Origin of the sequence: Pontibacter sp. H249, assembly GCF_037892465.1 — a bacterium.
GTDB lineage: Bacteria > Bacteroidota > Bacteroidia > Cytophagales > Hymenobacteraceae > Pontibacter.
In genome coordinates, this window is record NZ_JBBKTR010000004.1 from 1 (window position 1) to 25,654 (window position 25,654).

Sequence of the window (25,654 nt, forward strand, 5' to 3'; positions counted from 1 at the left end):
CCTTTTTTGTTGCTAACTCTTAAATAACTCAAGCTGAGCTCAGCTTGTGGCAAAATAGTAGAAAACGATTAGCCTTCACAATAGATTCTGACAGTTCTAAACAAGTACCTATAGCTGCAAGTATCTACTATCTTATTGTAGGGCTTTCTGTTTGCTTTTAGGCAACTTAGCTTTTATTAGCTCATAAGACTGCTTAACATAAGTGTCCCAATCTGCATCATTCAAAATACTCCACTCCTGCACTTGCACCCATTTATAACGTGCTAGATATGGAGCCGGAATAACTCCCGCAGTAGCAGTCAGCTCCCCAAACTCTTCATCTTTAACTTTAAAAGAAACAGCATGCGGAGGGTCTACACTGGTAGCGCAAAACATTTTATCGCCAATTAAAAAACACAGGTCCGCTCCCCACTTTATATCCTCAGTAACTCCTGGCAATGCCATACATAGTTCACGAAGTTCTTCTATATTCACACCTATAATTTTTAATTCTTATATTCTCTAAATTTACCTTACTCCATGTTCAGGATACTTAGCCGTTTTGGTTCTGTAAAAGTCCATAATGGCCTCAATATCTGCATCCACATCGCCTGTAGGGTAAAAGGCAGGACCTACGCCGGCTTCTTTTTTAGCGTAATCTAAATAGCCAAGTACAATTGGAACGCCAGCTCCTACAGCAACATGGTAAAAGCCGCGGCGCCAGCGAGGTTGGTATTTGCGGGTGCCTTCTGGTGTTACCATTACGCACATATCCCCCGGAGTCTCCTTGATGATTTTAATCATGGCATCTACCATTTTAGTATTCTTTGAGCGGTCGATGGGTAGCGCTCCCATTGCTCTAAGTAAACCACCAAAAGGAAAACGCATAAACTCTTTCTTGATGGTAAAGCGGATCGGAGCATCCATTAAATAAAAGGCAGCCCTGGCATAAATAAAATCCCAGTTGCTTGTATGTGGTGCTGCAACCATAACGCAGCGTCGTAGTTCAGGAGCAAGATTGCCCTGCAGCTTCCAGCCAGTAATTTTAAAAAACAGTTTGGAGATGGATTTTCCTATCATGTAAAAAAAAGTATGTACAGCTTATGCAAAGGTAAGCCCAATACGTAACAAAACGTATAAATACATACATTTTAGCATATTTACAAAGCCCGCTTAATTACATGTGCTTTTTTACGTAACATGTAAGCCTGTATGCCTACTCCCAAATAGGGTCCGATAGCAGTATACTCTTTATCGCGCAATACCTGCTGGAAATAACGTACACTTAGTGTTGGCTCTATGGAAAACTTCTCATTGAAGAAAAACGCATACCCCACGCCTGCTGTACCTTCAAAAAGGTTATACTTCTCAGAAAGAGAAAAATTTTGGAGTCCGACTGTGGTGGTCAGTTCTCCAAAAAATCCATTATCCAGATAATAGCGTACAAACGGCCCCATTAGCGCGTAGGTTCGGTTATTTGGTTTTTGCTCCGTATCCGATGTTATTTTTATACTTTCATGATCGATGGTGACATCAAGGCCTACCACCAGATCATGTAAAACAAAATAGCCATTCTTAGCTCTGAATAACAGATTTATGTTTCTGCCTTCTAACCTCTGTCCCGGGACGGAAATCTCATCTGTAGTGCTGTAAGCTGCCCCCTGAAGTGAGCCTCCAAGTAACAATGAACCCTGTTTAACTTTTGCCTTAATAAGAAAACTTTCATTTTCTTGGGCAAATAAACTAAAAGGCAATAGAATTAGGATGAGTAAAATCTGACGCATAACAACTATACTTTAGTTCTTAGATATGCGTCTTATACGGTCATATTAAAATAATATACTCATAAATTACAATTATTTATTACTTATACCATAAATCCAACTTGTGTTAAACTTTATTTATCAGATGGCGGATATGTTTTTCAAGTTTCATGGTATATGCGTAGCCTATTTCAAATATTTCATCTGCCTTCCTAAAATTTGTTAGTCGGTAGTACTTCAATTCCTGCGGCTCAATTAGCATATCGCAAAGGTGCATTCGCAGCTTCACGTTATTGTTGATCATAAGCAAAAGGGTGCGCTCAATCATAGATCTGATACCGGCAATATGCGCCTGATGATTAATGGGATTTACATGCACCGCAATTTTGACATCGCAGTTCGTGTGAAGCGGATCTACGGGCAGGTTGTTGAGCACACCGCCATCGTTAAGCAATTTGCCCTGGTACTGTATGGGTTGGTATAAAATGGGCACCGCTGAAGAGGCTAGTAAAGGCTTTATAAGTTCACCGGAAGAGTAGTAAACGGTAACTCCTTCATTCATATCCGTAGCATTGATAACTACAGGTATGTTAAGATCCTCAAATTTAATGTGTGGCCCTAAATGCCTGCAATACAGCTTCTCTACTTCTTCCAGGTGCATAAACCCCACTTTGCCAAACGAAGGCCTGACAATATGGAAGACGCTTAACTCCTTTATCAGTTTAAGGATTTTATCTGGCGTAAATCCTGCTGCATACAATACACCTGCAATAGCGCCGGAGCTTACGCCGGAGATCATATCCACTTTTACTCCAAGCTCATCAAAGGCCTTAAGTACACCTAAGTGCGCAATTCCTCTTGCCCCGCCACCAGACAGAGCCAGTCCTATCCGCATGTTATAGTTCGCTTAACGAGAAAGTATCTTTTAATCGAACACCTTTATCTGTGTGTTGCACGGTGCAGCACTGGTTAACCGAATCGTGCTCAAAGAATAAAACCAGGTCCTGGTCGGCTGCCATGTTCAGGAAAGCAGCCTTCTCCTCCATTGTCAGCAGTGGGCGTGTATCATACCCCATTACATAAGGCAACGGAATATGCCCTGTTGATGGTAAAAGATCAGCCATAAAAGCAACTTTACGACCTTTATAAGCTATGATCGGCACCATCATTTTATCTGTATGGCCATCCGCATAGAATATATCAAACTGCGTGAAAGGATTTTCGGCTGCATTTGGGTCTACAAATTTAAGATGCCCGCTTTCCTGCATTGGAAGTATATTCTCTTTTAAGAAAGATGCTTTCTCCCTGGGATTAGGTTTTGTGGCCCATTCCCAATGGTCGGCGTTAGACCAGTAAGTTGCCTTAGGGAACACCAATTCCAGTGCTCCATCTGTATTTTTATACTTTACACCACCGCCGCAATGGTCAAAGTGCAGGTGTGTCAGAAACACATCGGTTACATCTTCATGAGAAAATCCGGCCTTATGTAAAGATGAAGTGAGGTTTGCATCGCCATGCAGGTAATAATGGCTAAAGAATTTTGCATCCTGCTTATCGCCAATACCGTTATCAATTAAAATGAGCCTGTTCCCGTCTTCAATCAGCAAACAACGCATAGCCCAGGTACAAAGGTTATTTTCATCGGCAGGATTAGTTCGCTGCCATAGCGTTTTAGGTACTACGCCAAACATAGCACCACCATCCAATTTGAAAAAACCTGTATCTATTACGTGAAGCTTCATAGAGTTAAAGAGTTTGTGAGTTAAAGAGTTTAGGAGTTATACTTTATAATGAGTTTGATGTCAGATTTTAAAATCTTTTAAATCAAGTTCATGGCTTTCGTACTCGAATTAATCTGGTAGTTGGATCTGGGTTTAAAACTCTTCATATACCAGAAACTTAGAACGTATAATTAGCCCGCATACTTCAGGTTTCTCGCTTTACCCGAAAGAACAATGAGATATGACATTAGTTATCATTGTTAAATGTAGTAAAACAAAAAGAGGTGGCAAAGCAATTTATACTTTACCACCTCTCTAACTTTTTAAATCCTGAATTCTTTAACTCTCCAACACTACTCCCATGTTAGAGAACTTATCAATGCGCTGCATAATGCGATCTTCTGCATCTACTGCTTCCAGATCATCCAGCATTTTAAGAATTTCCTTCTTCAGGGTACGCATCATCTTCTCAGGTTCTGTATGTGCACCACCTAGCGGTTCTTTAATGATACCATCAATAAGCTTGTGCTGCAGCATGTCTGTGGCGGTAAGCTTAAGTGCTTCGGCAGCCTGCTCTTTGTAGTTCCAGCTTCTCCAAAGTATAGATGAGCAAGACTCCGGAGAAATAACCGAGTACCAGGTGTTCTCCAGCATCATCACCTTATCACCAATGGCAATACCTAAGGCACCACCAGAGGCACCCTCTCCTATTATAATACAGATTACAGGCACCTTCAGCATGAACATCTCTTTCAGGTTACGGGCAATTGCCTCACCCTGCCCACGTTCTTCTGCCTCCAGACCCGGAAATGCACCCGGTGTATCAATAAACGTAACAATTGGCCTGTTAAATTTCTCAGCCATCTTCATCAGGCGTAGCGCTTTGCGGTAACCTTCCGGGTTAGCCATGCCAAAATTGCGCATCTGGCGTTGTTTTGTATTACGGCCCTTCTGCTGACCAATAAACATAACACTTCTGCCATCTACCTCGCCAAAGCCTCCTATCATGGCCTTGTCGTCGCTTACAGTACGGTCGCCGTGTAGCTCTACAAACTTACTCGTAATGCCATTGATATAGTCTAACGTGTAAGGCCTGTCTGGGTGGCGAGAAAGCTGTACGCGTTGCCAACGTGTTAAATTGGCGTATGTTTCCTTTTTAAGGTTCTTGATCTTCTCTTCAAGTGCCTTCACTGCTTCCGATACATCAACCTGACTCTCGCTGGCCAGCTTTTTCATCTCCTGCAGTTTATTTTCTAAGGCAGCAATCGGCTGTTCGAAATCTAATAGCATATCTCATTTGCTGTTTACAGCTACAAATTTAACAGTTTACCTATATCGAAGTAAGGAAAGATGGAATTTATGCGTGTTCCAAAAAAAATAATCTTGAAAATGAATTGATTACAAAATTATTTTAAAAATATAGGGATGAAAATATGCTTATCACTTGCAGAATTCAAATCCAGGGCATACTTTTGCATCACTTTAACGAACAAAGTTAAGGAAAAGACAAACGGTCTGGTAGTTCAGTTGGTTAGAATGCCGCCCTGTCACGGCGGAGGTCGCGGGTTCGAGTCCCGTCCAGACCGCAGCTTAATCCCCTGCGGTTAGTAAGCTAGAGCAAATGGCTCTGCTAGTTCAAGTTTTTGGTCCGGTAGTTCAGTTGGTTAGAATGCCGCCCTGTCACGGCGGAGGTCGCGGGTTCGAGTCCCGTCCGGACCGCAGATTACCTGCGGTTGACGCAACAGAGCAAAAGGCTCTGAAATTTCAAAATATTGGTCTGGTAGTTCAGTTGGTTAGAATGCCGCCCTGTCACGGCGGAGGTCGCGGGTTCGAGTCCCGTCCAGACCGCTCTTAAAAGAGCCTGAGGATTTAGTTCTTCAGGCTCTTTTTTGTTTATAGCTTTCTATGCTTCGCTGTTAACATCCCCTCACTTGCCCATTACTTCTGCATGATACAAATGTTTATATCTGGTACATTTTTAGTATTTTTAGAAGATAACAAAATCAGCAAAACACGATTTAAACATTATTTAGGCGAGTTTTTTTCATGTTTATGGGGTTTTTACTTTCCTTTGTTTAGCACTTCTTTTAGCGCGTTTTGTTACTCGTTCTGGTACTCGCTTCATTTCTTTTATGTATCTTGTATAACAAAGGAAAATAAAAGCTAAAAAAGTGATGAAGCGAGCCACCAAAGAACCTGTAAGGCTAAGGGAGAAAAAGCTGAGCAACAGTAACTTGAGCCTGTACCTAGATTACTACAGGGGGAGAAAGGCAGTATGAGTTTCTGAGACTTTACATCAAAGACAAACCTAAGACCGCTTTAGATAAGCAATCCAACAATACCACTTTAGAACTTGCCAACCGGATAAAGGCCAAACGCATAGAAGAAATGCTTTTAGGCACGTTCGACCTCAAATCCAAAAACAAGGGCACAGTAGGTTTTCTTAAATTCTAACAGGCTTATATTACCACCTACACTAAAAAAGATAACAGGGTACTAAGTGCTGCCTTAAGCAAGTTTAAAACCTACCTTAAGGAAAAACACCAAAAAGAGAAATTACCCTGCAAAGAGCTAACCCAAAACCTGATCTTAGGCTTTAAAGACAACTGTACACCCATTTATTGGCCATAACCTGTAATTACTTTAGTAATACCCGATAAACTATTCACATTTTGCGAGGTGTGTACTAGTATTACTAACAATATTGCAATTCCTCTTAAAGTATCGATGTATTGAATCTTATCAGGCACTTTGAGTTGATTGACTGCCATGAAATAAAATGTGTATTGATTATACTTTCCTTTATTAGTATTCTTTTGAAGCTTCTTATAAGTTTACTAACTCTACAAAAGTTCAAGTGCTAAATTTAGAAGTTTATTTTAGCTTCATGTCTGTAGCCTTATAAAGCATACTACCGTATGTTTTACTGCTGAGGAAAGCGAGCGGGTAAACTCTTTATTGGACAGGTTGGAAGCTGATTAATTTACTGACAATTTCTGATGATTACCTACTAGGTAAAACTAGGGTATAATACTTATATAGTAAACCATCTATTAATTCAGGAGGAGGGTTGGTAACTTTTGCAGAGAAATACTCACACCGTAGCTGAGCTGCTTAAACCTTCCATGCAACTGAGAAACTTTTAAACGAGTGAGGAAACTTAAATAGAGAAAAACTATTAATTAAACAGACCAAGTTCTACAAGCTTCTTTGAAAACTCTTGAGAGAATAAATCTGCACCTGTAGCATTTAAATGTGTGTTGTTATAAAAAAGTTCTTTTTTGTAACAAAGATTGCTTTTGGTAAAGTCTAAAAAAATATTATTCGCTCCTGCTAAGTCTTTATAGACTTCTCTTACCTGATCTAAGTTCACAAGTTGTTTTTGCCCTTTTATGTAAATTGGAGCAAGTACAAGAACAACTTTTCTCCCTTTTAAATTAATTTTCTCTATTATATCTGTGTATTTTTTTATTGATTCTGAATCAATTTTATCTTTTATGATGAAATTAGTTTCCTTTTCTTCCCAAGCCTGATTTTTAGGGAAATAACCTTTCAGTATTTCACCCTTTAAATTATCCTGACTGAAAATTTCTTTATAATAATTGCTATCAAAAAGAGTGAAAGAATAAAAAGGTAAATAGCGAAGTAATAGAGATGTTCTTAAGTCAATAAAACTAAAATATTTATAGATTTTGCTGTTGCTAATATAAGGAGCATAATATTGGGGCTCATACAATAAGTTTCTATTGCCAAATTCGCTGTTTGTCCCTGCTATTACAACAACCTTAGCATTTGAATATGTATTAAATTCTTCTAACAAACCTGCATATTGTTGTAATGCATTTCCATCCATACCTAAATTATAGACACTATATTTTGTGGTTTTTTCAAGAATGTTTGAATTAAAATGTACGAGTGCTACTGATGAACCAAAAATGGCCATATCAGCATCAACAGTATGATTCATTATCATTGCTACTTTACCAGATTGTCCAATTGTAGATTTTTTAGCAACTGAAAAAATATATTTTTCAATTAGAGTCCCTATTAAAAGGAATCCTAAACAGAAGATGATACACTTCCCAATTATTCGCATTTTTAATTTTTTAGAACTGGAAGTATATGAATTCATTACTTTGATAAAATCCAAATAAAAGAATAATTAATATTAACGCATATGTAAGAGCCCATCTAAAATATGTTGGGGATTTTGCTAGCTTAAATCTTAAGCTTTGCCCTCTTTTAGCTAATTCTATAATTATAAGAATTGCAATAAACACTAAAGCTAGAAAAAACACTTCCTTTTCTTGTCCTAGATATAATATTTTATGTCTCGCAAAATTAATATTTAAAAGTATCGCTTTAGCGCTTTCAGTAAGCCCGCTGAACATGTGGGTGATGATATACCAAGCATCGGTGATGCTGTTGGCTCTAAAGAAAATCCAGGCAAAGCAAACCAAGGCAAAGGTAGTGCCCACCTGTACAGCTTTATACAAGGCAGGAAACCTGGTTAGGTCGCTGTTCTTGATAACTGCATTTCTGTTATCGGCTGTGATAAAGCCAAATATTTGATAAAAGCCATGCAGCGCCCCCCACACGATAAAGGTCCAGTTAGCCCCATGCCAAAACCCGCTTACCAAGAAAACAATAAAGATATTGTAGTACCAGCGCCACTTCAGTACCCTGTTACCTCCTAGTGGGATGTACAAATAATCCCTGAACCAGGTAGAAAGGGAAATATGCCAGCGGCCCCAGAACTCCCGGATCGATTTAGAAAAGTAAGGCCTTCTAAAGTTCTCCATCAGTTTAAAGCCCATCACCTGAGCCGAGCCAATGGCAATGTCTGAATAACCCGAAAAGTCGCAGTAGATCTGGAAGGCAAAGAAAACAGTAGCGATGATCAGCGGGATGCCTTCATACTCTGTTGGGTTGTTGTAGACTTCGTTGACCATCACGGCCAGGCGGTCAGCGATCACCACTTTCTTAAACAAGCCCCAAGCCATGAGCTTTAACCCATCTGTTACCCGCTGGTAGTTAAAATCGTGTTTCTGCTTGAGCTGGTCCAAAAGATTACCCGCCCGCTCAATAGGACCTGCTACCAACTGAGGAAAAAAGGTAACAAAGAGGGCAAAGATGCCCAAATGCCGTTCTGCTTTTATATGGCCGTAGTAGACATCAATGCTATAACTCATGGTCTGGAAGGTATAAAAGGAAATACCCATCGGCAAGAGCAGTTCAAAGGCAGGAGCCGCATAAGGCACATCCAGCACCTGCGCCAGGTCGCGGGCAGCGGTATTAAAGAAGTTATAATACTTGAAGGTAAACAGGATGCCCAGGTTAGAGAGCATACTAAGCCACAGCCAGGGCTTGCGCCTGCTGCTTTGCTCCAGCGGGTACGTGTCCATCATCCTGCTGCACAGGTAGTCGATCAGCGTAGAGATGACCAGAATAATGGCATAATCTACGCGCCAGAACATGTAAAAGGTATAACTGGCTAGCAGCAGCAGCGCCCACCTGAAGCGGTAAGGCAGCAGAAAATACAAAATAATGACTGTGGGAAAGAAGACAAGAAACTCAAATGAGTTGAATAACATAAAATCGTACAATTTAGCGGCTGTAAAATTGATACTTTCTTATTTAGCATCAAAGTGTTGATTATAATAAGACTATATTGTGAAGTGATTATTTTTGTACATACCAAATGGTTTACTTTCCTAATTAAACTTTTGAGATATGATAAATAATTAACCGGGTTTTACTGCCTGTTTTAGGCTAAAAAAGAACCTGCTTACATAAGGCAGTTGGCTATATTCCTGAGTTGTTTTTTTTGTTAATCTTTTAAATTTGTTACCAGTTGGTTACTTGTTGCTCAAAAATAGTCCATATCTCATTGAATATCAGTTTGATATGAGACAAGTTATATACCCGCTCCAGTAAACAAATTTCACTTGCTCAAGAGACGGCACTGTTTTAATACCCGCAGATTAAAAATAATAATTTAACTGTGTGGCTAAACAGCATATGCAGAAATTCAAAACCTGAATGAAGCTACGATTTTGGGTAAACAGTTATAACCTTGATCAGATAAACTGCGTCAGCTTACGGAGCGGCTTTAGGAAACGAGTATAGAATGGTGGTTGCAGGCTATTGATAAGCCAAGCCTGGTAATCCTCTTGGTTGGCTCTAATACGATTTTTGAGCGTAATATTGCTTTTGCCCCCTACCCGCATCTTCACCAGCTTCTCCGGAATATAAGTAGTAGAGACTTTATACTTGTATAGGTAGCGCAGCATCAACTCATAGTCAGCAGCACTCTTAAATTGCGTGTTGTAAAGGCCCAGGGTATTGTATACTTCCCGCTTCACATAAAAAGTAGGGTGCGGCGGCATCCAGCCATATAAGAAACTGTCCCTGCTGTACTCTCCAGAAACCCAATTCCGAACAGTCTTACCTGTATTTTCCTTTTGCACATAAAGCAAGTCACCATAAATGGTATCAGTACCACTCTTATCAAAAGCTGCCACCACCTGAGCGATGGAATCTGGTGTATAGAAAAGATCGTCCGAGTGTAACAGCCCTACAACTTCCCCCGTCGCTAACCTAATACCTTTGTTTATTGCGTCGTATAAGCCATTATCCTTCTCCGAAACAAAGAATGCAATACGGCTCCCATAGCTTTTAACAACCTCAACCGTGCCATCCGTGGAGAGACCATCTACTACAATGTATTCAATATTTGAGTAGGTTTGACCTAATACTGACTCAATAGCATCGGCAATTGTTTCGCGGTTATTGTAAACGATGGTGATGATGGAGACTTTCATGGGGTAAAGGTAAATTGTTTAATCTTAAAAGACTGGAAGTACTATCCTTTAGCAGTTCCGCAACATTTAAGATCGAAAAGATAAAATGAGATACTCAGTAATTCTCAATTTTAGTACTTGTAATACTTTATGTACTGTAACTTCTCTGAGTCAACCAGTTATTTCTCTTCTACGCTTAGCTTCAGCCGGATTACCCTGGTAAATAGTATAGGGAGCTAAATCCTTTGTAGCAATAGACCCTGCTGCCAATATACTGTGAGAGCCGCAGGTTAGGCCAGGGCAAACAGTAGCCTTCGCTCCTATCCAGGTACCCTCTTTTAAAGTTATAGTGCCAACTAAAAGATCAAAGGTACTTTTCTTGTAATCATGGCTGCCGGTTAAGAGCATTGCCCCTTGCGAAAGCGTGACATTATCGTGTATGACCACCTGCGCCAGGTTATCAATCCAAACATGCTCCCCAATCCATATATGATTGCCCAGCTGCAATAGCCAGGGATACTTGATATTAACAGATGGCTTTATAACGACACCCTCCCCTACTTTAGCTCCAAAAACCTTTAGAAGCCATACTTTTAAGGCGCTGGAAGGGTTTAGTGGATTGATGAAAAACAGCGCATTTACAATATACCAAAGTATACGCTTCACAGCACCAGCACCAGGATAGTACCAGTCGTTGTTATACTTAGAAAGATCTACCTGCTTTTGCTTTATTGTCTCCATCGATTACACACTAAAGAGAGTTTTATTCTGCTCAATAATCTCATCCGTCACTACTTTTGATTGAAGGTATTTCTTTATATGCCCACCAAAACTAGAAAATTCTTCCTGCTCCATCAAAACGCACTTCCGTAGTACATCCAGATACTGCTTTTCATTGTTCAAGGGGATGTCCCACCCTACTTTGTCTTCTATAAGATTACGCCAGGGAGTTTGATCACTCAGAATAACTGGGCAACCTGCTTCCCAGGCCTCAACTACAACATGCCCATAATTTTCATTCAAGGTAGGAAGTACCATGAAATGGTATGAATTGAGGTAGGTAGGTAGCAGCGAATTAGGAACAGATCCAATGTAATCGACTACAATGTTTTGAGGTAATAGCGCTATTTGCTTCTGGCATTTATCCCAATAAGCCGCATCTTCAACAGGTCCGATGATTTTGAATGAAACTTGATTTGTCAAGTCAAGTTTGGTTAGCATCTGTAATGCTGCTAACAAATTCTTCTTCGGTGAAATACGCGATAAAAAGAAGAACGTCGTATTGTCTGGAGATTTTACTTTTGGATTAAAAGTATCAGAAATGGCGGTAGAAATATTTGTAGCTATTTCAACTTGCGTATTAGCTCCAAATACAACTCTAATCTCATTTACTTCATAAATTGTAGAAGCATGCCAAACCACATTTTTGAAAAGGCCTGTTGCCTTAACAAAAGATAGAAATATTTTTTTCTTTTGCTTTTTCAGGGCAAGAGCACCTTCTCCTAGCATACCCCGGGGAGCCAATACAACTTTGGCTTTATTAGCTGACAATTTATGCGCAAGTAAAGGGAAGAAAGTAAACCTGGTAGAAAATAAACTATTTAAGTAAAGCACGTCATACTTTGTGCTTTTCAATATCTCCCTGAATTGTTTAAGGCTCTGATGCTCCCTATCCAAGTACATAACTCTGTAACCAGAGACTTGTATCCAGCAATTTGATTTTATACCATCATAAGGAGTGTCATCTCCAAAATCCGTATTACCACAAACTATACTAAAATTAAAAGAACCCTTTAAACTGTTTACAATATTAGCAACAGACTTGATAGGCCCTCCAGCCCTGTATCCTGGTAAAAACCAATCAATACAAATAAGTACCTCAGGCTTCAACTCCATTCTCCTCCAGCCAATTCTCCAACACAACTAAATACCATATCCTGGACCAGGTGACACTCGCGTCACCCGCATTGAATTTACGCCACAGTTCTTTAAGCACCGCAGCATTAAAAAGTTCTCTTTCCCCCAGGCGCTCGAGCTTGGTTTCTGCAAACGTATATAACTCCCCTTTCAGCCATTGCTGCCATGGAAGCAGAAAGCCCATCTTTGGCCTGTTGATAATATCCATGGGCAAAAGGTCTCCTAAAGCATCCGTTAGGAGCTTCTTCGGTGTAGCAGGGTATTTAAACTTGTCCGGTATGCCTAAGACATACTCTACCAGCTTATAATCCAGGAAAGGAACGCGAACCTCCAGGGCATGCGCCATGCTCATCTGGTCTGTATCCCGAAGCAGCGTGTTCTGCATATAGGTACTTATCTCGGCTACAGAAACCTGACTAAGCAAGGGCAGCTGATCTTGCTGCAACCCTGTAAGTATTTGCTGTACGCTATTTTGCTGTAGCTGCTGTTCCCCAAGCAGTTCCTGTAAAAAGTCGTCTGTAAAAATCTGCCGCGTGATGGGATAGGTATCAGTCATATGCCAGGAGGATAGCCTTAGCAACTCATTTATTTTAACGGCTGCAACCGAAGGCTTCATCGTTACAACAGAACGGCCAAATGTGCGCCTGGCTCCCAGCGGAAGGGCAGCAATCCAGTTGTAGCGCTCCAACTTATGCATTCTTTTAAATACATCGTAGCCAGCAAATAACTCGTCTCCCCCCAAACCAGACAGAGCCATTGTAATGCCTGCTTCTTTAGTAACTTTAGATACAATGTAAGTATTTGGCCCGTCGCCGCTCGGATGGTCCATGGCCTTGAGCGCGGCCGGTATAGTTTCCAGAAAATCCTGGGGTGTAAGCTTGATCTCGGTATGTTCCGTGGCAAACTTCTTGGCAATGGCTGCAGCATATTTCGCCTCACTAAATGCTTCTTCTTCAAACGTAACGGCAAATGTCTTTACTTTTTTGGCAGCCACCCGGCTCATTAAACCTACTACCGCACTTGAGTCAATGCCTCCTGACAGAAACGCCCCAAAAGGTACATCAGCAATCAGCCTGCGTTCGACAGCTTGAGAAAGCAAGTTACTTACGTCCTTTTTTACCTCCTGATAACTTTTATTCTCTGCTTCGCGGCTATAAACATTCTCCACAGACCAGTAAGTGCTTATTGTTGCTTTTCCATTCTTTATCACCATGACATGCCCTGGCAAAAGCATTTTTACACCAGCTACCATTGTTTCAGGGGCATGTACTGTTTGGTAACGCAGGTAATCAGAAAGTGCCGCTTTGTTCAGCTTCTTAGGTACCATTCCACTCTGCAGCAAAGCCCTCACCTCGGATGCAAAAAGCCAGTAATTATCCTGATGGTAATAATACAGCGGTTTGATTCCTAAACGGTCCCGGTAAATGAGTAACTCTTGTTTTGCTTTGTCCCAAAGCGCAAAGGCAAACATGCCATTAAAATGCTTTACACAATCTTTGCCCCAACGTTTATAAGCAGCCAGAATAACTTCCGTATCAGTTTGCGTTCTGAAAGAGTAATCGCTTAGCTCCTGCTTTAGCTCACGGTAGTTATATATCTCGCCGTTAAAAACAAGCGCTAAGTTACCGTCAGCACTTAGCATGGGTTGATGCCCGGCTATAGAGAGATCAATAATGGATAAACGGCGTTGCCCGAGGCCTACACCTTCATCGATATAACAGCCGCTATCATCCGGACCACGATGCGTAATTGCAGCATTCATAGCAGCCAGAACTGCTTCTGCTTTCACCGCACCTGCGCCTACAAGACCAACTATACCGCACATAATGATTATAAATTAATTTTAATGGATTAGCGCAATACGTTCGGCTTTATTGCTGATGGCTATTTTTAATCAATTTAACAAGTTTACCTGCCCATATTGATGGAGTATTTTGTAATGCAAGCTCTACGCTATGCTCCCCCATCTGCAGAAGCTCATTATCCCTTAAGCTAAACAAGCGGCGAAGCACCGACTTCAATGCAGCCACATCTCCTGCTTCAAAAGAAAAGCCATTCTTGCCATCTTCCACGTAAGCTGTGGCCGCGCCTACTTTGTTACTACATACTAATGGAAAACCACCTGCCGCAAACTCATGTACCACTACGCCCCACGGTTCGAATAGCGAAGGTAATATAAATACGCCTGCTTTGCTTGTAAATTCTACGAGCTCAGCAGGCTGCACAAAACCAAAATGTTTAATCTTCGGGTGCTGAGGTGCTTCTTTCTCCAGGGGACCTGTGCCTAAGCACCAAAGTTCCCATTCATTTGGCTGCTCAGCCTGCAAAATTGTAAAAGCCTGCCATAGCGTATCTAATCCTTTCTGAGGCACATAACGGCCCACATATAGTAGCTTCTTAGGAAATGATCTCTTTTTATGTGCAAGGTGGTCTTGATATTGCTGATAAAACACCGGCACGTTTGCAGCATAATAGCCTTGTAATATGTTATCTGGCGCGAAAGATAATTTTTGAGCATACCTAAACTGTGGCTCACCGGCTACAAAGGCATGCGTAAATATGCGTTTTAAGGTAAATGGAGAAAGAAGCCTTGCGACTTGTTGCTTCGGCGATCCGTACCAATGGTTGTCCAGGCCAACTAAAACGGGGACTTTTTTACGAAAAGATCTTGCTACGGCTAAGTAATCATTATCCAACCAACCAGAACAAAAGATAAGATCCGGGTTTAATTCTTGTGCTAATTGTACCAACTCCTGCCGGTTAAAATTTTCTTTATTGTAAATAGTAATACCATCTGCTATCTCAAACTTGAAGGGGGCTTCCTTATTAACCGGCCAGCGCACAATATGTACCTCAGCCTGGTGATCCTGCACCAACACGTTCACACAAGACATAAAATAGTCGGCCAGTTCTGTATAGAGGAAAAGAAACTTGCGCATTAAGTAGGGGTTAAAACTTGATAAGTATTCTTGGCATGGGAGGTGAGGAAAGCAACTGTGCCTGGTCTTTATCCTGATCATTAACAATGAAAACAAGCAAGGTAAGCACCATGAGTAACTGTATCGTAAAAGGATTAAGCGAAGCTGCCAACCAGGATTCTACCATATTTGAAGCTACTACAGCAAAGAGAATGGGAAATGCGAGAAAAGAATTTTTAGCTGCTTTTAAAAAGATGATACCCCAGCCAATTATAAAGAAAATTAATCCAATAAGCCCTGTATCCAGCCAGACAGTAAGAAAAGCATTATGCGCATTACCTTCATGGCCTCTCATACTTAGCTCTGTAAAATGTTGCCCATAAATCCATTCTGTATAACTGAAACCTCTCCCTATCCAGAAGTTTTTCTGTATCTGCTCCCAGGCGAATTCACGGGCCACTACCCTGCCTCCTGCCTTATCCAATGTATCTACCCTCAGATATTCTTCGAAGCCTAACGTTTGGGCAATGGCCACAACATCAATATCAATAGTAACCAATGCTATACCTATAGCTGCCGAAAGCAGCAAGCCAACAGTTTTATTTTTTCTTGACAGGTGCTGAGTAACGATAAAAATCAGCAAGGCTATTGTTTGCCCCCGAGAACCGCTCCAAAGCATTGATGAAAAGATCAGCAATTGTATTAAGAGGTTTTCTCTTTTGGTAAATAGATCAGGGAAATAATGCTTAACTGTAAAATAAAGGATATAAAAAAGAAAACAGAACATACCCAGACCATTAGGATTACCCAAGGCACCTGAGGTACGCACTCCCTTATTATACATTACCCAATCCGGGTTAATGAGGTACATGACGTAGCCTGCAACCAAGACTAGTACTCCTAAGTAAATTATAGATTTAAGAAGATACAATTTGTGCTGATTATACAGGCTATAAAAAATTATAGGTACGATAAGAATCAACAAAAAATATGACAGAGTTTTCTGAAAACCTGTAAACACTACTGGACTATAAATTAGGCTGAAGAGTGCAAAAGTAGCGTATACTATAAAAGGTTGGTATAATGATTTCTTAAGATCAAATACTAACGAAACTCGTTGCGGGAACAGAAACGGCACAAGCAGCAGGATCATTAAAAGGGTTTTTAAGTCCTGTGAAAATGATAAAGCATAAATTCTGCTATCAGAAAGTATAAGCGTGAAGAAGAAGGCCGCAAATAAATACAAATAGTGTCCTTTATTTTGTAAATAAAGACTGAGGAGCAAAAGAGCAGGTATAGAAATAATTCCTAAAGTGATTCCTATTACTAGCCAGGAAGCCAAAAGTATAAATAGCTGCTTATAGCTACCTCCACTAATAGCTTTACCTTCTGCAGATTGGTAGTGATTAGTATTATTGTTTATTAACAATTGAATTAAACTTATCTAATGTTAATGCTATAACTTTATCCCATGTATAATGATCCTTCACAAGTTTCCAAGACTTCTCTTTCTTTTTTGATAATATGCTTTCATTTAAATTGATTGCTTCTTGTATAGCTTCTCTTAAGGCTATTTTATCAGCCACCGGAATTAGCCACCCATTCTCACTAGAAACCATTGTTCCAACAGCACCAACATCACTAGCGATTATAGCTAATCCGGATGCCATCGCTTCTAAAATTACTGTTGGCATACCTTCAGAATAGCTTGGACAGACGAGAACATCTACAGAGCGAAGCAAAGTCTTAATTTCCTGCTCATCTTTTATCAGTCCAAGATACTTTATATTATTCTGCTTTAATTGTTTTTCCTCTGGAATTGGACCGATAAAATAGAACTCAAAATTATCAACTTCTAAATCAGTCAGAATATTAGACAAAAGATCGATTCCTTTTACTTTATCGTATCTGCCCACAAATACAAACCTTCTATTACTCTGGCTTTCAAAATTAATATTAACTTTCTCAATCAGCCAATTAGCACCTATTCCAATAGGTTGTTCCACTATTTTGGATCTATTAACTCCAATCACCTCCAATAGATGGCTTAACTTTCCTCCCAAGCTAACAACATAATTAGACTTTTTTAAAATACTATTTGTAGCCAATCTTAGCATCCAATCCTCCAGTTTTGCTTTGATTGATGCACTATATTGGTACATATTTAATCCATGTAGGTTCGCTAATATAATTGGCATACTTCCACTTTGCTTAATTAAATACCAACCGGTTAACCCCTGACAATATATTAAATCTACCTTTTCTCTTTTTGTAAGCTCTTGATATATTGATCGCGAATAGATATAAGATTTAAAGAGATAATGTCCAGGAAATCTAGTTATAGAGGGAAAAGATATATAAATTGGTTTTATATATGTTAGCTCTGAATCTGTAAAACCATGAAGTTGATACGTATCTGCTTCTGCTGGTCCCGTATGGTATAAATCTATATAAATACCATGTCGCACCAAACTTTTAGCAAGGTAGTAAGAGTGCTTCTGTATCCCACCCATAACATAAGGGTAGACACCATCTGTCAGTAAAGCGATTTTCACAACTCTTATTTTTCGATTACTACAATGATTTAAAATGTAACATTATTTCATATATTTTTTATTTAATACCAATTTCAAATTATGTTTAATATTATGTAAAATAAACGAATCCTATATAAAGTTTAAATAATAACTTTAACTATTATATTATCCTTCTGTTTTTCCCATTGAATGAGTCTCTGCTTGCCAGTATCATTTCTCGTTAATATGCGATCTGATTTGAGCAAATTATTTGTTAAGCTATCATATTTAACAACTTGTTTTGTTAACTTAAATACCTATTTTTGATACTCTTGTGTTGTTTGAAATATTAACAGTAATCTAAATCTTTTTTTTGATACTTACTACTCATTAATTTTTAAATGCTATTCCTTCATTTATTGAGCGATAAAATTGCTTTACAAGAGTAAGTGAAGAATTGTTAATTAGTGCTTCATCATAATTTCGTTTATAAATAGAATTTATAAACATCTCTGGTTCTGATAAAGCTTATTCAAATTTGCTAATTCTTCTTTCTAAGGCTTTATGATAATACTCATTAAGTAATGGGTTGGAATGTAAATGACCAGTTGACGGAAAGTTATTGTAAATAAATTTAGAATCACTACCAAACCTATAAAGAAAAGAATATTGGCAGGAATCAGCATCTTTTAACTGTGCAAAATTATTTTCTATGATTTGATTTACCCCAGCTAATCCATCATCTAAGTTCCAAAGCCAATCAAATAGATAGCTAGTATCTCTAATATATAACCTACAGCGCCCATGCTACATCACATCCTCCTCCTAAACTTATAAATGTTGTTTCATCTTATGTTAGTAAACTGTCAACCTATATGTATAATTTAAGATGGTATTGCCACGCATGATTCATTAATAAATTTCAATTGGGGAATATACAAGCTAAACCATTTTAATGCTAAGCCCTAACTTTGTTCATCTTTAGTTTAATTAAGATTTAATAATTCAATTGAGATTATTCAAAGCGAAAAGTAGGAATTAAAGGTTTTAACTTCATCTTCTCCCCTTTAATTAAGCATTTAATTAATCGATATATGAAAACGTACGGAACATAGAGAGAATTATATATAATATTCACCAATGAACTTGTAAAAGATCGATTTAATTTAAATTGATAAACTAAATCAATTTTTCTAGATTCCCTTCTATAATGAAATGCTTCTGGATAACCTCCACCAAAATGCATAATAGCTGGTGATACCAAAGTATCACCCTTGACGAATTCACATTTGCCTTTTAAGACATCAATGTTAATAGTTCCCTTCAAATTAACAGGTGTATACATACCAAGTCTTTCATCATCAATAGAATTCATTCTAAAGATCCCCATTGCAAGCGACATCAATGGTTCCTCATTAATTCCCCCTCTATGTCTATCAATTCCTAATTCATCGTAACTTGTAACCAAAGTTTTAGCCTTATTAAAAACTTGCTCAGCAATCTTATTCTTCTTAAAATAGTATACCCCACCATTAAAACTTAGAAGATACTCAATATTAAGTTTAGCCTTAAAATTTTCTATAGTAGAACCCCAAATTTTGCCACTAAACACTTTCCTTCCTATAACACTTACATCTTCATTTTGAAAGAGAGTCCATAAGAAATTAAATTCTCTAACTACTAAACAGTCAACATCAATAAATATTGTTTCATCAAAGGGACTATAATCATAAATATATAATTTTTGAATAATACCATTCCCTTTACCTTTATCTACAGGAATAACAAAGTCATAATAGGAATGGAATTCATGATCAATTGAATCTGTAATAACAGCCTTAGATACAGATGGCATATTTAACGTTAATGACTTCGCTAAATTCTTTGCCATTTCTAAATATCTTTTATTTCCTGTTGCTATTGTAATTATTCCTCTAGTCATTAATAACTTATTTTAAAATAAATTTTGATATCTAATAAAACCTGTAAAATGCTTTCCATAGTTGAATGTCAACTATGGAAATTTATTTATACAAAGCTTTAATCAGACTACTATAGAAATTAAATGTATTTCCTTTGTTGTAATCTCTAATTATTTTTTCGTGCAAATTAGATGAGATTTTAATTAATAATTCCCTATTATCTAAGCACTTTCTTATTGAACTTAGTAATTCATTCAAATCATTATTTTTAAAAAGCAAGACCCCTTCATTTTCAAAATCAGGAAATAGATCTGCTATTGTTGGGGTACTTGGTGCAATAACTCCCATGCCAGCAGCACCATATTCAAAAATTTTGGCTGGTGCGCCATACCAGTTGGAGCTAGGCATTATACCAATGTGTATCATTTGCTTGTAATGCCTTAATTCTTCTCCATCGAGAAAGCCAGTTAAAATAACATCATCTCTAAATTCGCTCTCCTCTACTTTGCCCTTTATACTTTCATACTCCATCCCGTGGCCAATTAAATAAAGCTTTACATTATAACCTTCTTCTCTAAGAGAGAAAAAGGCATATAGTAATAAATCTACACGATGCCATTTAAGAAAGGAGCCTATAAACCCTAAATTAATTGTTCCTTCCTTTCTAATTTTTGAGTAATCTCTTTTAATAATATCGAATCTACTGAAGTCTACGTTCTGATGGATTAAGATTTTACGCCTGTTAATACCAAATCTATTAGTTAGGTATTTAGCGACACTTTCAGAGTAAACTATTACATTCTGAGCTCTCTGTAAGGTAAGGTTCTGAAAAAGATGTACAAAAATGCGTAAAGGAGGTTTAGCACCATTAAAAAAAACATATTCTTCTTCTACAGGTCCATCATATATTAGTATTAATGGCTTCTTCCTGATCTTGGAAAGAATATAACCCGTAAGCGACAAGTAAGAGTAAAACTCTATGTATACGTTAGCTTTAGTAGAGTAAGATTTAGCACAAATTCTTAGACTTTTTAATATGCTGTGAAAATCCTTAAGAACAAGCTTTAAAGAAATGGGGAAATAACTTTTTAAAGGGGAAACCCTAACAGGCTGATGAGGTTTAACGACTCCTGATTTGATATCTTTAGCAACAGGCAATTTACCATGCTCTGTGAAAATATGATGATTGATGTAAACTTCATAAGCGTTATTTAACAAAGCGCTTAAAGTATAAATATAAGAACCTAAGGCTGATTTCCGATTTGTAACGTCTTTTATACCACCGTTATACAATAACTGTACTATTGGTTTATTCATTAAAGTGTATTTTATTCTATATTTATGCTGATAAAGAAATTACCAATTAAATGAAACATCTTCTCTTATTATTTTAGCAGGATTGCCTCCGATTAAACAATTGTCCTTAAATACCCCTTTAACAACACTATTAGCAGCAACGATACTATTATTTCCAATAACAGTACCAGGTAAGATAGTTACATTGCAACCTATCCATACATGGTTTCCAATTTTCACCTCATCATTAGAATTTACCGCAAGGCCACTATAAATAGGATTATGCTGGTTCTTATCAATTATACTTACCCCCCAGGCTATACCTACATCATTACCTATCTCAAGCTTGTTCAGAACTTCAATATACATGTTAGAAGTAAAAAAGCATTTGTTTCCAATTGATAATTTTGCCTTATCTTTAACAACAATGCTTACTCCCGGTCCAATGCTTACTGACTCACCAATATAAGTTTTAGAATCCTTACCAAAATATAGATTTATCGGTATTCTTGATATTGTGGGTAGCTCTGAATTACTGCCAAGTACCACTCTACTCATTAATGAAATACTAGCTCTTTTTCTTATCCTGATAAATGACTTTTGATAAACTTTAAAAGGAATAATTATTTTGCTTAAATATGGATATTTAAGCATTGATATTACTTTCATCATAGAATATTTTGTTTAAGTCTTTCTAAATTTAGAAGAGATCTTATTCCAAATACAGTCGCTATGGACCGTTTTATTGGGCTTAAATACCTAAGATTATTTTTTTCTGACCAAAAGAGTAGTTCATTTATAAATATTTCTGGTTTGTCCTTTGACCATAGAATTGATTCGTATAATACCCTGCATATTTTATTTTGAGCCCTTACTCCTAGTTCCAGATTTTCCAATCGAGATCTGTATGAAACTAATAATTCAGCGCCTTGTAAGGACACTTTTTTCCAATTACTAGACAAAGAGTTTGGTATTTGTCTAGATATAAAAAAAGGTCCAGGCACATATTTTATTTTAGCACCATTTAGTATTAGCCTGATATTTAAATCCCAATCTTGAGCAGAGTTTATATCCTCATTATAACCATTTATTCTGTTGAGTACTTCCCTCTTATATAGAGGGTTACCTGTTGCAATAACCTCTGATACAGCAACTTCTATTTCATGCCCTTCAATTTCAGAGAAGTTATGTATTTCTAACTCTTTATTACATTCTTCATTCATTACAACTCTATCTGATACAACTATATCAATAGTATTGTCATGAAAAGCCAAGATCTGCTTCTCAAATTTATTTGGCATAAATAAATCATCAGCATCCTGAAACTGAACTAATTCTCCCTTTGCTATTGACAATCCTTTATTTCTTGCTATAGATGCACCAGGCCGCTTTTCCTCCTCAACTATTAAGTTAGGATATAGATTTTTCAATTCATATAGCTTTTTTAATGTATTATCAGTAGAATTATTATCAATACAAATAACTTCAATGTTAGTATACGTCTGTTGATAGATGCTTTTGAGGCATTGCTCAATATAGGCTTCAGCATTGTAGCAGGGAATGATTACTGAAATTAAATATGAACACATTCTTTATTAATTAATTCCTTTAGAAAGAAGAACTCTATTTATATAACTTTTATAATTCTCTTCTGCTACAAATGATTGTTCCCAGAACTTTCTAACTTCAAGCCTAAACTTAAAAGAATTAAAACTAGAGATTAGAAATGAATCAATCGATATAGCAACAGCCTTGGGATCAAAATCTTTATCAATTAAAATACCTGTTCTATTGTTTACAATTTCAGGTACACCTCCTACGTTTGTACCAATTACAGGTATACCAAAACTTATAGCTTCTTGTAATGATACTGGACAACCGCCTTCAGTTTCAGTAGTAGTTATAAAAATATCAACTTGATTATTCTTATAGAATTGGATAAGTTCTTGATTCGTTATGCGTCCTCTAAATTCTACCGAAATATTTTTGGGGAGGTCTTGCGCTAATTTAACTATGTAGTTAAGTTGTTCCCCGTCGCCAAAATGTATCCATTTTAAGGGCTGGGTGATTTCATAGAGGATTCTTACAATTAAGTCAACCCTTTTTAAAGAAATAACATTTGAACATGATACAAGTACAAAATCCTTCTTTAATATGAAGGGGCTTATTCCATTATCTTGTACACCTAAGCGATGTAAAAAGAGTTTTTGTAAATATTGGGGGTACAACCCTGAAAGGTAATTATAACCAGCTTGCGATACCGCACTCAAAGTTGAGACTTCTTTTAGTTGTAAACTACGGAAAGGAATGAAGCCATACTCTGACCTTTCCTCATACAAGTCAAAGCCATGAGCACGTGCATGAAATTCATTTATCTGCTTTTTACTTTTTAATATAGCCAATATAGTAGCCCACTCTTCAAACCAATAGCTATATAAAACACAGTTACTGGTACTTTTTAACCAGTCTGCGAGTAAAGCGGCTTTATCATTTAGTCTTATATATAAACTTAATAATGAGGAAAAGTCATTAAGAGCTAGTCTGCCTGATAAAGCTTTAGAAATAAGTCCAGAAAACGTTTCCAAAAATACCTTTCCTCCAAATACAAGAGACCTCTTTCGTGAATAAGAATAATTAGAAAAAAGGTCTACAACAGAAACGTTGCCAGGCAACTCTCTTTTACGTCCTCCCGATTTCATCGGGAGAACGTAAACCTTTTTAAATGCTTCAGCTAGGTACATGATCTCACCCTCAATGAAGCTTTCAGACGTTCCAAAAGGGTAGCTAGAGGTAAAAAGGATACAATTATCTTTCATACCTAAAATATTAATTCTTTAACTTTAACTTAAATAGATAGTAAAGTTGCTTTACATTAACGCCTCCTAATCTGAAGTAAGTGCTAATAAGTTCAGGATAGTGATCACAGATATAATAGTATAACATCCTCCACTCCTCACTAATAACTTCTTGAAGAGCTTGTTTCGGATAAAGCAATAAATCATTGTTTTTTTTGGTAAGTAATTCTAACCACAGTTTATAATTTTTAATATCATTTACTTTTAGGTCATTTAAATATCTAAGTCGGCAATGCAAATCAAGCTCATAAGAAGTAGCTGAAATGTTGTAGTCTCTCAATATTTCCTTGTAAAAAGATTTTAGACGTTGTTCTGAGGTATTTCTGTTTAATATAGATACATTATGTTCTTCTCTTCTATAAGAATATAACACGTCATCTATATTTTTGAAGACAGCACCCTGTCTAAATGCCCTATACCACAAATCATAATCTTCCATATAGATATGGTTTTCTCTGTATCGCAAGTTGTTTCTATCAAGGAAGCTTTTTTTGTAGATAGAAGCAGCATGATTTAAGCAGGACCTGAACAATAGTGTAGCTTTACATTTATCATCACTAAGTGGTAAAGACCAAATACCTTTTTCGGATCCAAATAACTCTAGGGAGGAACTTAAAAAATCTACAGCAGGATTTTTTGTGAGATGCTCAAAAAGTTTTTCTAATCGTTTTGGATGCGATAAATCATCAGCATCCATACGTGCAACATATGGAGTAGAAATTAAGTCAAGGCCTTTATTGAGTGTTGAAACTAGCCTTAAGTTTTTCTCATTCTTATAATATTTAATTCTTTTATCAGTAAAACTTAAAATTATTTTCTCTGTATTATCTGTTGAAGCATCATTAATTATCATTAAATCAAAATTTGAAAAACTTTGATTTAATATGCTTGAAATTGAATCTGAAATATACTCTTCAGCATTATAGGCAGGCATTAGAACTGTAACTAAAGGCTTCATTTTTCAATATTTGTTGTCACCAGGATTTTATCTTCCTCATAATTTTAGCCAATACATTTTCTTGTGATGTTCTATTGTTCGGCCATGATGATTTTGGAATATAAAAATTCTTTTTTTTACCAGATGTTACAATGCCACTTTCAATAATAGATTCTATATAAGGAAATATTTGGTATTTTTTTAAAATGAGTTCTCTAGCTTCACTTATGTATTCTAAATTTGAATCCCAAGTTCTTTGAGAGATTGCCTCCTTGATAGTTCTTAAAGAATCATTGAAATCTTCAGGATTGATTTTGATCATAGACTCTGAAGGAAAGAATTTGTATATATTTGTGCATCCATAGTAAATAGGCATTGTCCATGACAGATAACAATCAGCAATTTTCTCTGTCCAATAATTATTACAATAATGGTTTTCAAATGCTATACTATATTTATAAGATTCAAGCCCTTTAAACTTGTCATCTAGTTCCCTAAATCCTCTACCAAATAAATCAAATTGGAATCCACTCTGTTGTAAGTTTTTTAAGAATTCGAGTCTAACTTGATGGCCAGGAAGAAAAGCCTTATTGCTAGTAATCCATGAAACTTTGTTTTGCTTTTTTAGCCCTTCGCTTTCTAAATCGATAAGCTCACTATAACTCTTATTAATATGCCACGGCAAAGCAGGTTGTGATAAAACTAATTCAGTTCCTAAACCTTCCACTTTATTGAAAGAGGGAGAATAAGCTCTATCAAAATATTTTATTGAGTCATTAAACCATTGATACCTCTCTACTGGCGGCTCCTGAATAAAGATAAATTTACCTCCTCCATAGCACCTAACATTTAGATTCTCATTAGGATAATTCAAAACTAGTAGGAAATCGAATTCTTTTATGGATTCTGTAGTAAATTGAATGTTATTCCATATTCCATCAGCATTAGGAGTCTGCCTCATTATATCAGGGAAATCCCATTCCTTTACTACTCTAACTATTTTCATGCACAAAATTAAGTTTATTCA

The 25,654-nt window shown here is 37.3% G+C and carries 23 protein-coding genes and 3 tRNA genes; 4 read left to right on the forward strand and 22 right to left on the reverse strand.

Translation table 11 applies throughout. From position 1 onward, the window contains the following. Nucleotides 1-132 precede the first annotated feature (132 nt). The 6 genes from WG943_RS06805 to WG943_RS06830 all read right to left on the reverse strand — a co-directional run bounded on the left by WG943_RS06805 (nucleotide 133) and on the right by WG943_RS06830 (nucleotide 4,753). Nucleotides 133-474 carry an MmcQ/YjbR family DNA-binding protein gene (locus tag WG943_RS06805; protein WP_340407693.1) on the reverse strand — a complete coding sequence of 114 codons (342 nt, stop codon included), beginning with the start codon at nucleotides 472-474 and terminating at the stop codon, nucleotides 133-135. A 33-nt stretch (nucleotides 475-507) separates the two neighbouring features. Beyond that, complete coding sequence (locus tag WG943_RS06810; RefSeq protein WP_340407695.1) at nucleotides 508-1,059, reverse strand: 1-acyl-sn-glycerol-3-phosphate acyltransferase; 552 nt, start codon at nucleotides 1,057-1,059, stop codon at nucleotides 508-510. Between the two features lie 80 nt (nucleotides 1,060-1,139). Continuing rightward, nucleotides 1,140-1,763 carry a hypothetical protein gene (locus tag WG943_RS06815; protein WP_340407696.1) on the reverse strand — a complete coding sequence of 208 codons (624 nt, stop codon included), beginning with the start codon at nucleotides 1,761-1,763 and terminating at the stop codon, nucleotides 1,140-1,142. Between the two features lie 106 nt (nucleotides 1,764-1,869). Next, nucleotides 1,870-2,637 carry a patatin-like phospholipase family protein gene (locus tag WG943_RS06820; RefSeq protein ID WP_340407697.1) on the reverse strand — a complete coding sequence of 256 codons (768 nt, stop codon included), beginning with the start codon at nucleotides 2,635-2,637 and terminating at the stop codon, nucleotides 1,870-1,872. A gap of 1 nt (nucleotide 2,638) precedes the next feature. Continuing rightward, entirely contained in the window at nucleotides 2,639-3,484 is an 846-nt protein-coding gene (locus WG943_RS06825) for an MBL fold metallo-hydrolase (protein ID WP_340407698.1), read from the reverse strand. Between the two features lie 318 nt (nucleotides 3,485-3,802). Continuing rightward, entirely contained in the window at nucleotides 3,803-4,753 is a 951-nt protein-coding gene (locus tag WG943_RS06830) for an acetyl-CoA carboxylase carboxyltransferase subunit alpha (RefSeq protein WP_340407699.1), read from the reverse strand. Between the two features lie 222 nt (nucleotides 4,754-4,975). On the opposite strand from WG943_RS06830, the gene WG943_RS06835 reads away from it, so the two are divergent. From WG943_RS06835 to WG943_RS21220, 4 genes are all read left to right on the forward strand, one after another. Next, a tRNA-Asp gene (locus WG943_RS06835) sits at nucleotides 4,976-5,049 on the forward strand. A gap of 59 nt (nucleotides 5,050-5,108) precedes the next feature. Continuing rightward, a tRNA-Asp gene (locus tag WG943_RS06840) sits at nucleotides 5,109-5,182 on the forward strand. A 55-nt stretch (nucleotides 5,183-5,237) separates the two neighbouring features. After that, nucleotides 5,238-5,311: transfer RNA gene (locus WG943_RS06845), tRNA-Asp, on the forward strand. A gap of 402 nt (nucleotides 5,312-5,713) precedes the next feature. Continuing rightward, the gene (locus WG943_RS21220) at nucleotides 5,714-5,917 is read left to right on the forward strand and encodes a hypothetical protein (protein ID WP_445323624.1); all 204 of its coding nucleotides are present in this window, start codon (nucleotides 5,714-5,716) and stop codon (nucleotides 5,915-5,917) included. 724 nt (nucleotides 5,918-6,641) lie between these two features. Here WG943_RS21220 and WG943_RS06850 read toward each other — a convergent pair. The 16 genes from WG943_RS06850 to WG943_RS06925 form a co-directional block, all read right to left on the reverse strand. Further along, nucleotides 6,642-7,595 (reverse strand): hypothetical protein, encoded by a 954-nt coding sequence (locus tag WG943_RS06850; RefSeq protein WP_340407701.1) that lies wholly within the window; start codon nucleotides 7,593-7,595, stop codon nucleotides 6,642-6,644. Then, complete coding sequence (locus WG943_RS06855; protein ID WP_340407703.1) at nucleotides 7,570-9,057, reverse strand: MBOAT family O-acyltransferase; 1,488 nt, start codon at nucleotides 9,055-9,057, stop codon at nucleotides 7,570-7,572. The genes WG943_RS06850 and WG943_RS06855 overlap by 26 nt, the downstream gene beginning before the upstream one ends. 486 nt (nucleotides 9,058-9,543) lie before the next feature. Next, entirely contained in the window at nucleotides 9,544-10,287 is a 744-nt protein-coding gene (locus WG943_RS06860) for a glycosyltransferase family 2 protein (RefSeq protein WP_340407705.1), read from the reverse strand. A gap of 150 nt (nucleotides 10,288-10,437) precedes the next feature. Next, nucleotides 10,438-11,007 carry a WcaF family extracellular polysaccharide biosynthesis acetyltransferase gene (locus tag WG943_RS06865; RefSeq protein ID WP_340407707.1) on the reverse strand — a complete coding sequence of 190 codons (570 nt, stop codon included), beginning with the start codon at nucleotides 11,005-11,007 and terminating at the stop codon, nucleotides 10,438-10,440. Between the two features lie 3 nt (nucleotides 11,008-11,010). Beyond that, entirely contained in the window at nucleotides 11,011-12,162 is a 1,152-nt protein-coding gene (locus WG943_RS06870) for a glycosyltransferase family 4 protein (protein ID WP_340407709.1), read from the reverse strand. Further along, nucleotides 12,146-14,008, reverse strand: coding sequence for an asparagine synthase (glutamine-hydrolyzing) (gene asnB, locus WG943_RS06875; RefSeq protein ID WP_340407710.1), 1,863 nt, complete (start codon nucleotides 14,006-14,008; stop codon nucleotides 12,146-12,148). Before asnB ends, WG943_RS06870 begins: the two co-directional genes overlap by 17 nt. A gap of 46 nt (nucleotides 14,009-14,054) precedes the next feature. Further along, a complete protein-coding gene (locus tag WG943_RS06880; RefSeq protein ID WP_340407711.1) occupies nucleotides 14,055-15,122 on the reverse strand; it encodes a glycosyltransferase family 4 protein in 1,068 nt (355 codons plus the stop codon). Between the two features lie 10 nt (nucleotides 15,123-15,132). Continuing rightward, the gene (locus WG943_RS06885) at nucleotides 15,133-16,530 is read right to left on the reverse strand and encodes an O-antigen ligase family protein (protein WP_340407712.1); all 1,398 of its coding nucleotides are present in this window, start codon (nucleotides 16,528-16,530) and stop codon (nucleotides 15,133-15,135) included. Next, nucleotides 16,514-17,656, reverse strand: coding sequence for a glycosyltransferase family 4 protein (locus WG943_RS06890; RefSeq protein WP_340407713.1), 1,143 nt, complete (start codon nucleotides 17,654-17,656; stop codon nucleotides 16,514-16,516). The genes WG943_RS06885 and WG943_RS06890 overlap by 17 nt, the downstream gene beginning before the upstream one ends. A gap of 976 nt (nucleotides 17,657-18,632) precedes the next feature. Next, nucleotides 18,633-19,559, reverse strand: a complete 927-nt coding sequence (locus WG943_RS06895; protein WP_340407714.1) for a hypothetical protein — start codon at nucleotides 19,557-19,559, stop codon at nucleotides 18,633-18,635. Nucleotides 19,560-19,641: 82 nt separating this feature from the next. After that, nucleotides 19,642-20,856 carry a glycosyltransferase family 4 protein gene (locus tag WG943_RS06900; RefSeq protein ID WP_340407716.1) on the reverse strand — a complete coding sequence of 405 codons (1,215 nt, stop codon included), beginning with the start codon at nucleotides 20,854-20,856 and terminating at the stop codon, nucleotides 19,642-19,644. A gap of 39 nt (nucleotides 20,857-20,895) precedes the next feature. Then, entirely contained in the window at nucleotides 20,896-21,507 is a 612-nt protein-coding gene (locus WG943_RS06905) for an acyltransferase (protein WP_340407717.1), read from the reverse strand. Then, nucleotides 21,504-22,424, reverse strand: a complete 921-nt coding sequence (locus tag WG943_RS06910; RefSeq protein WP_340407718.1) for a glycosyltransferase family 2 protein — start codon at nucleotides 22,422-22,424, stop codon at nucleotides 21,504-21,506. The genes WG943_RS06905 and WG943_RS06910 overlap by 4 nt, the downstream gene beginning before the upstream one ends. 6 nt (nucleotides 22,425-22,430) lie before the next feature. Beyond that, on the reverse strand, nucleotides 22,431-23,651 hold the full coding sequence (locus WG943_RS06915; RefSeq protein WP_340407719.1) for a glycosyltransferase: 1,221 nt from the start codon (nucleotides 23,649-23,651) through the stop codon (nucleotides 22,431-22,433). 10 nt (nucleotides 23,652-23,661) lie between these two features. Then, on the reverse strand, nucleotides 23,662-24,648 hold the full coding sequence (locus tag WG943_RS06920; protein ID WP_340407720.1) for a glycosyltransferase family 2 protein: 987 nt from the start codon (nucleotides 24,646-24,648) through the stop codon (nucleotides 23,662-23,664). 16 nt (nucleotides 24,649-24,664) lie between these two features. After that, nucleotides 24,665-25,633, reverse strand: coding sequence for a glycosyltransferase family 10 domain-containing protein (locus WG943_RS06925; RefSeq protein WP_340407721.1), 969 nt, complete (start codon nucleotides 25,631-25,633; stop codon nucleotides 24,665-24,667). Nucleotides 25,634-25,654: the final 21 nt, after the last annotated feature.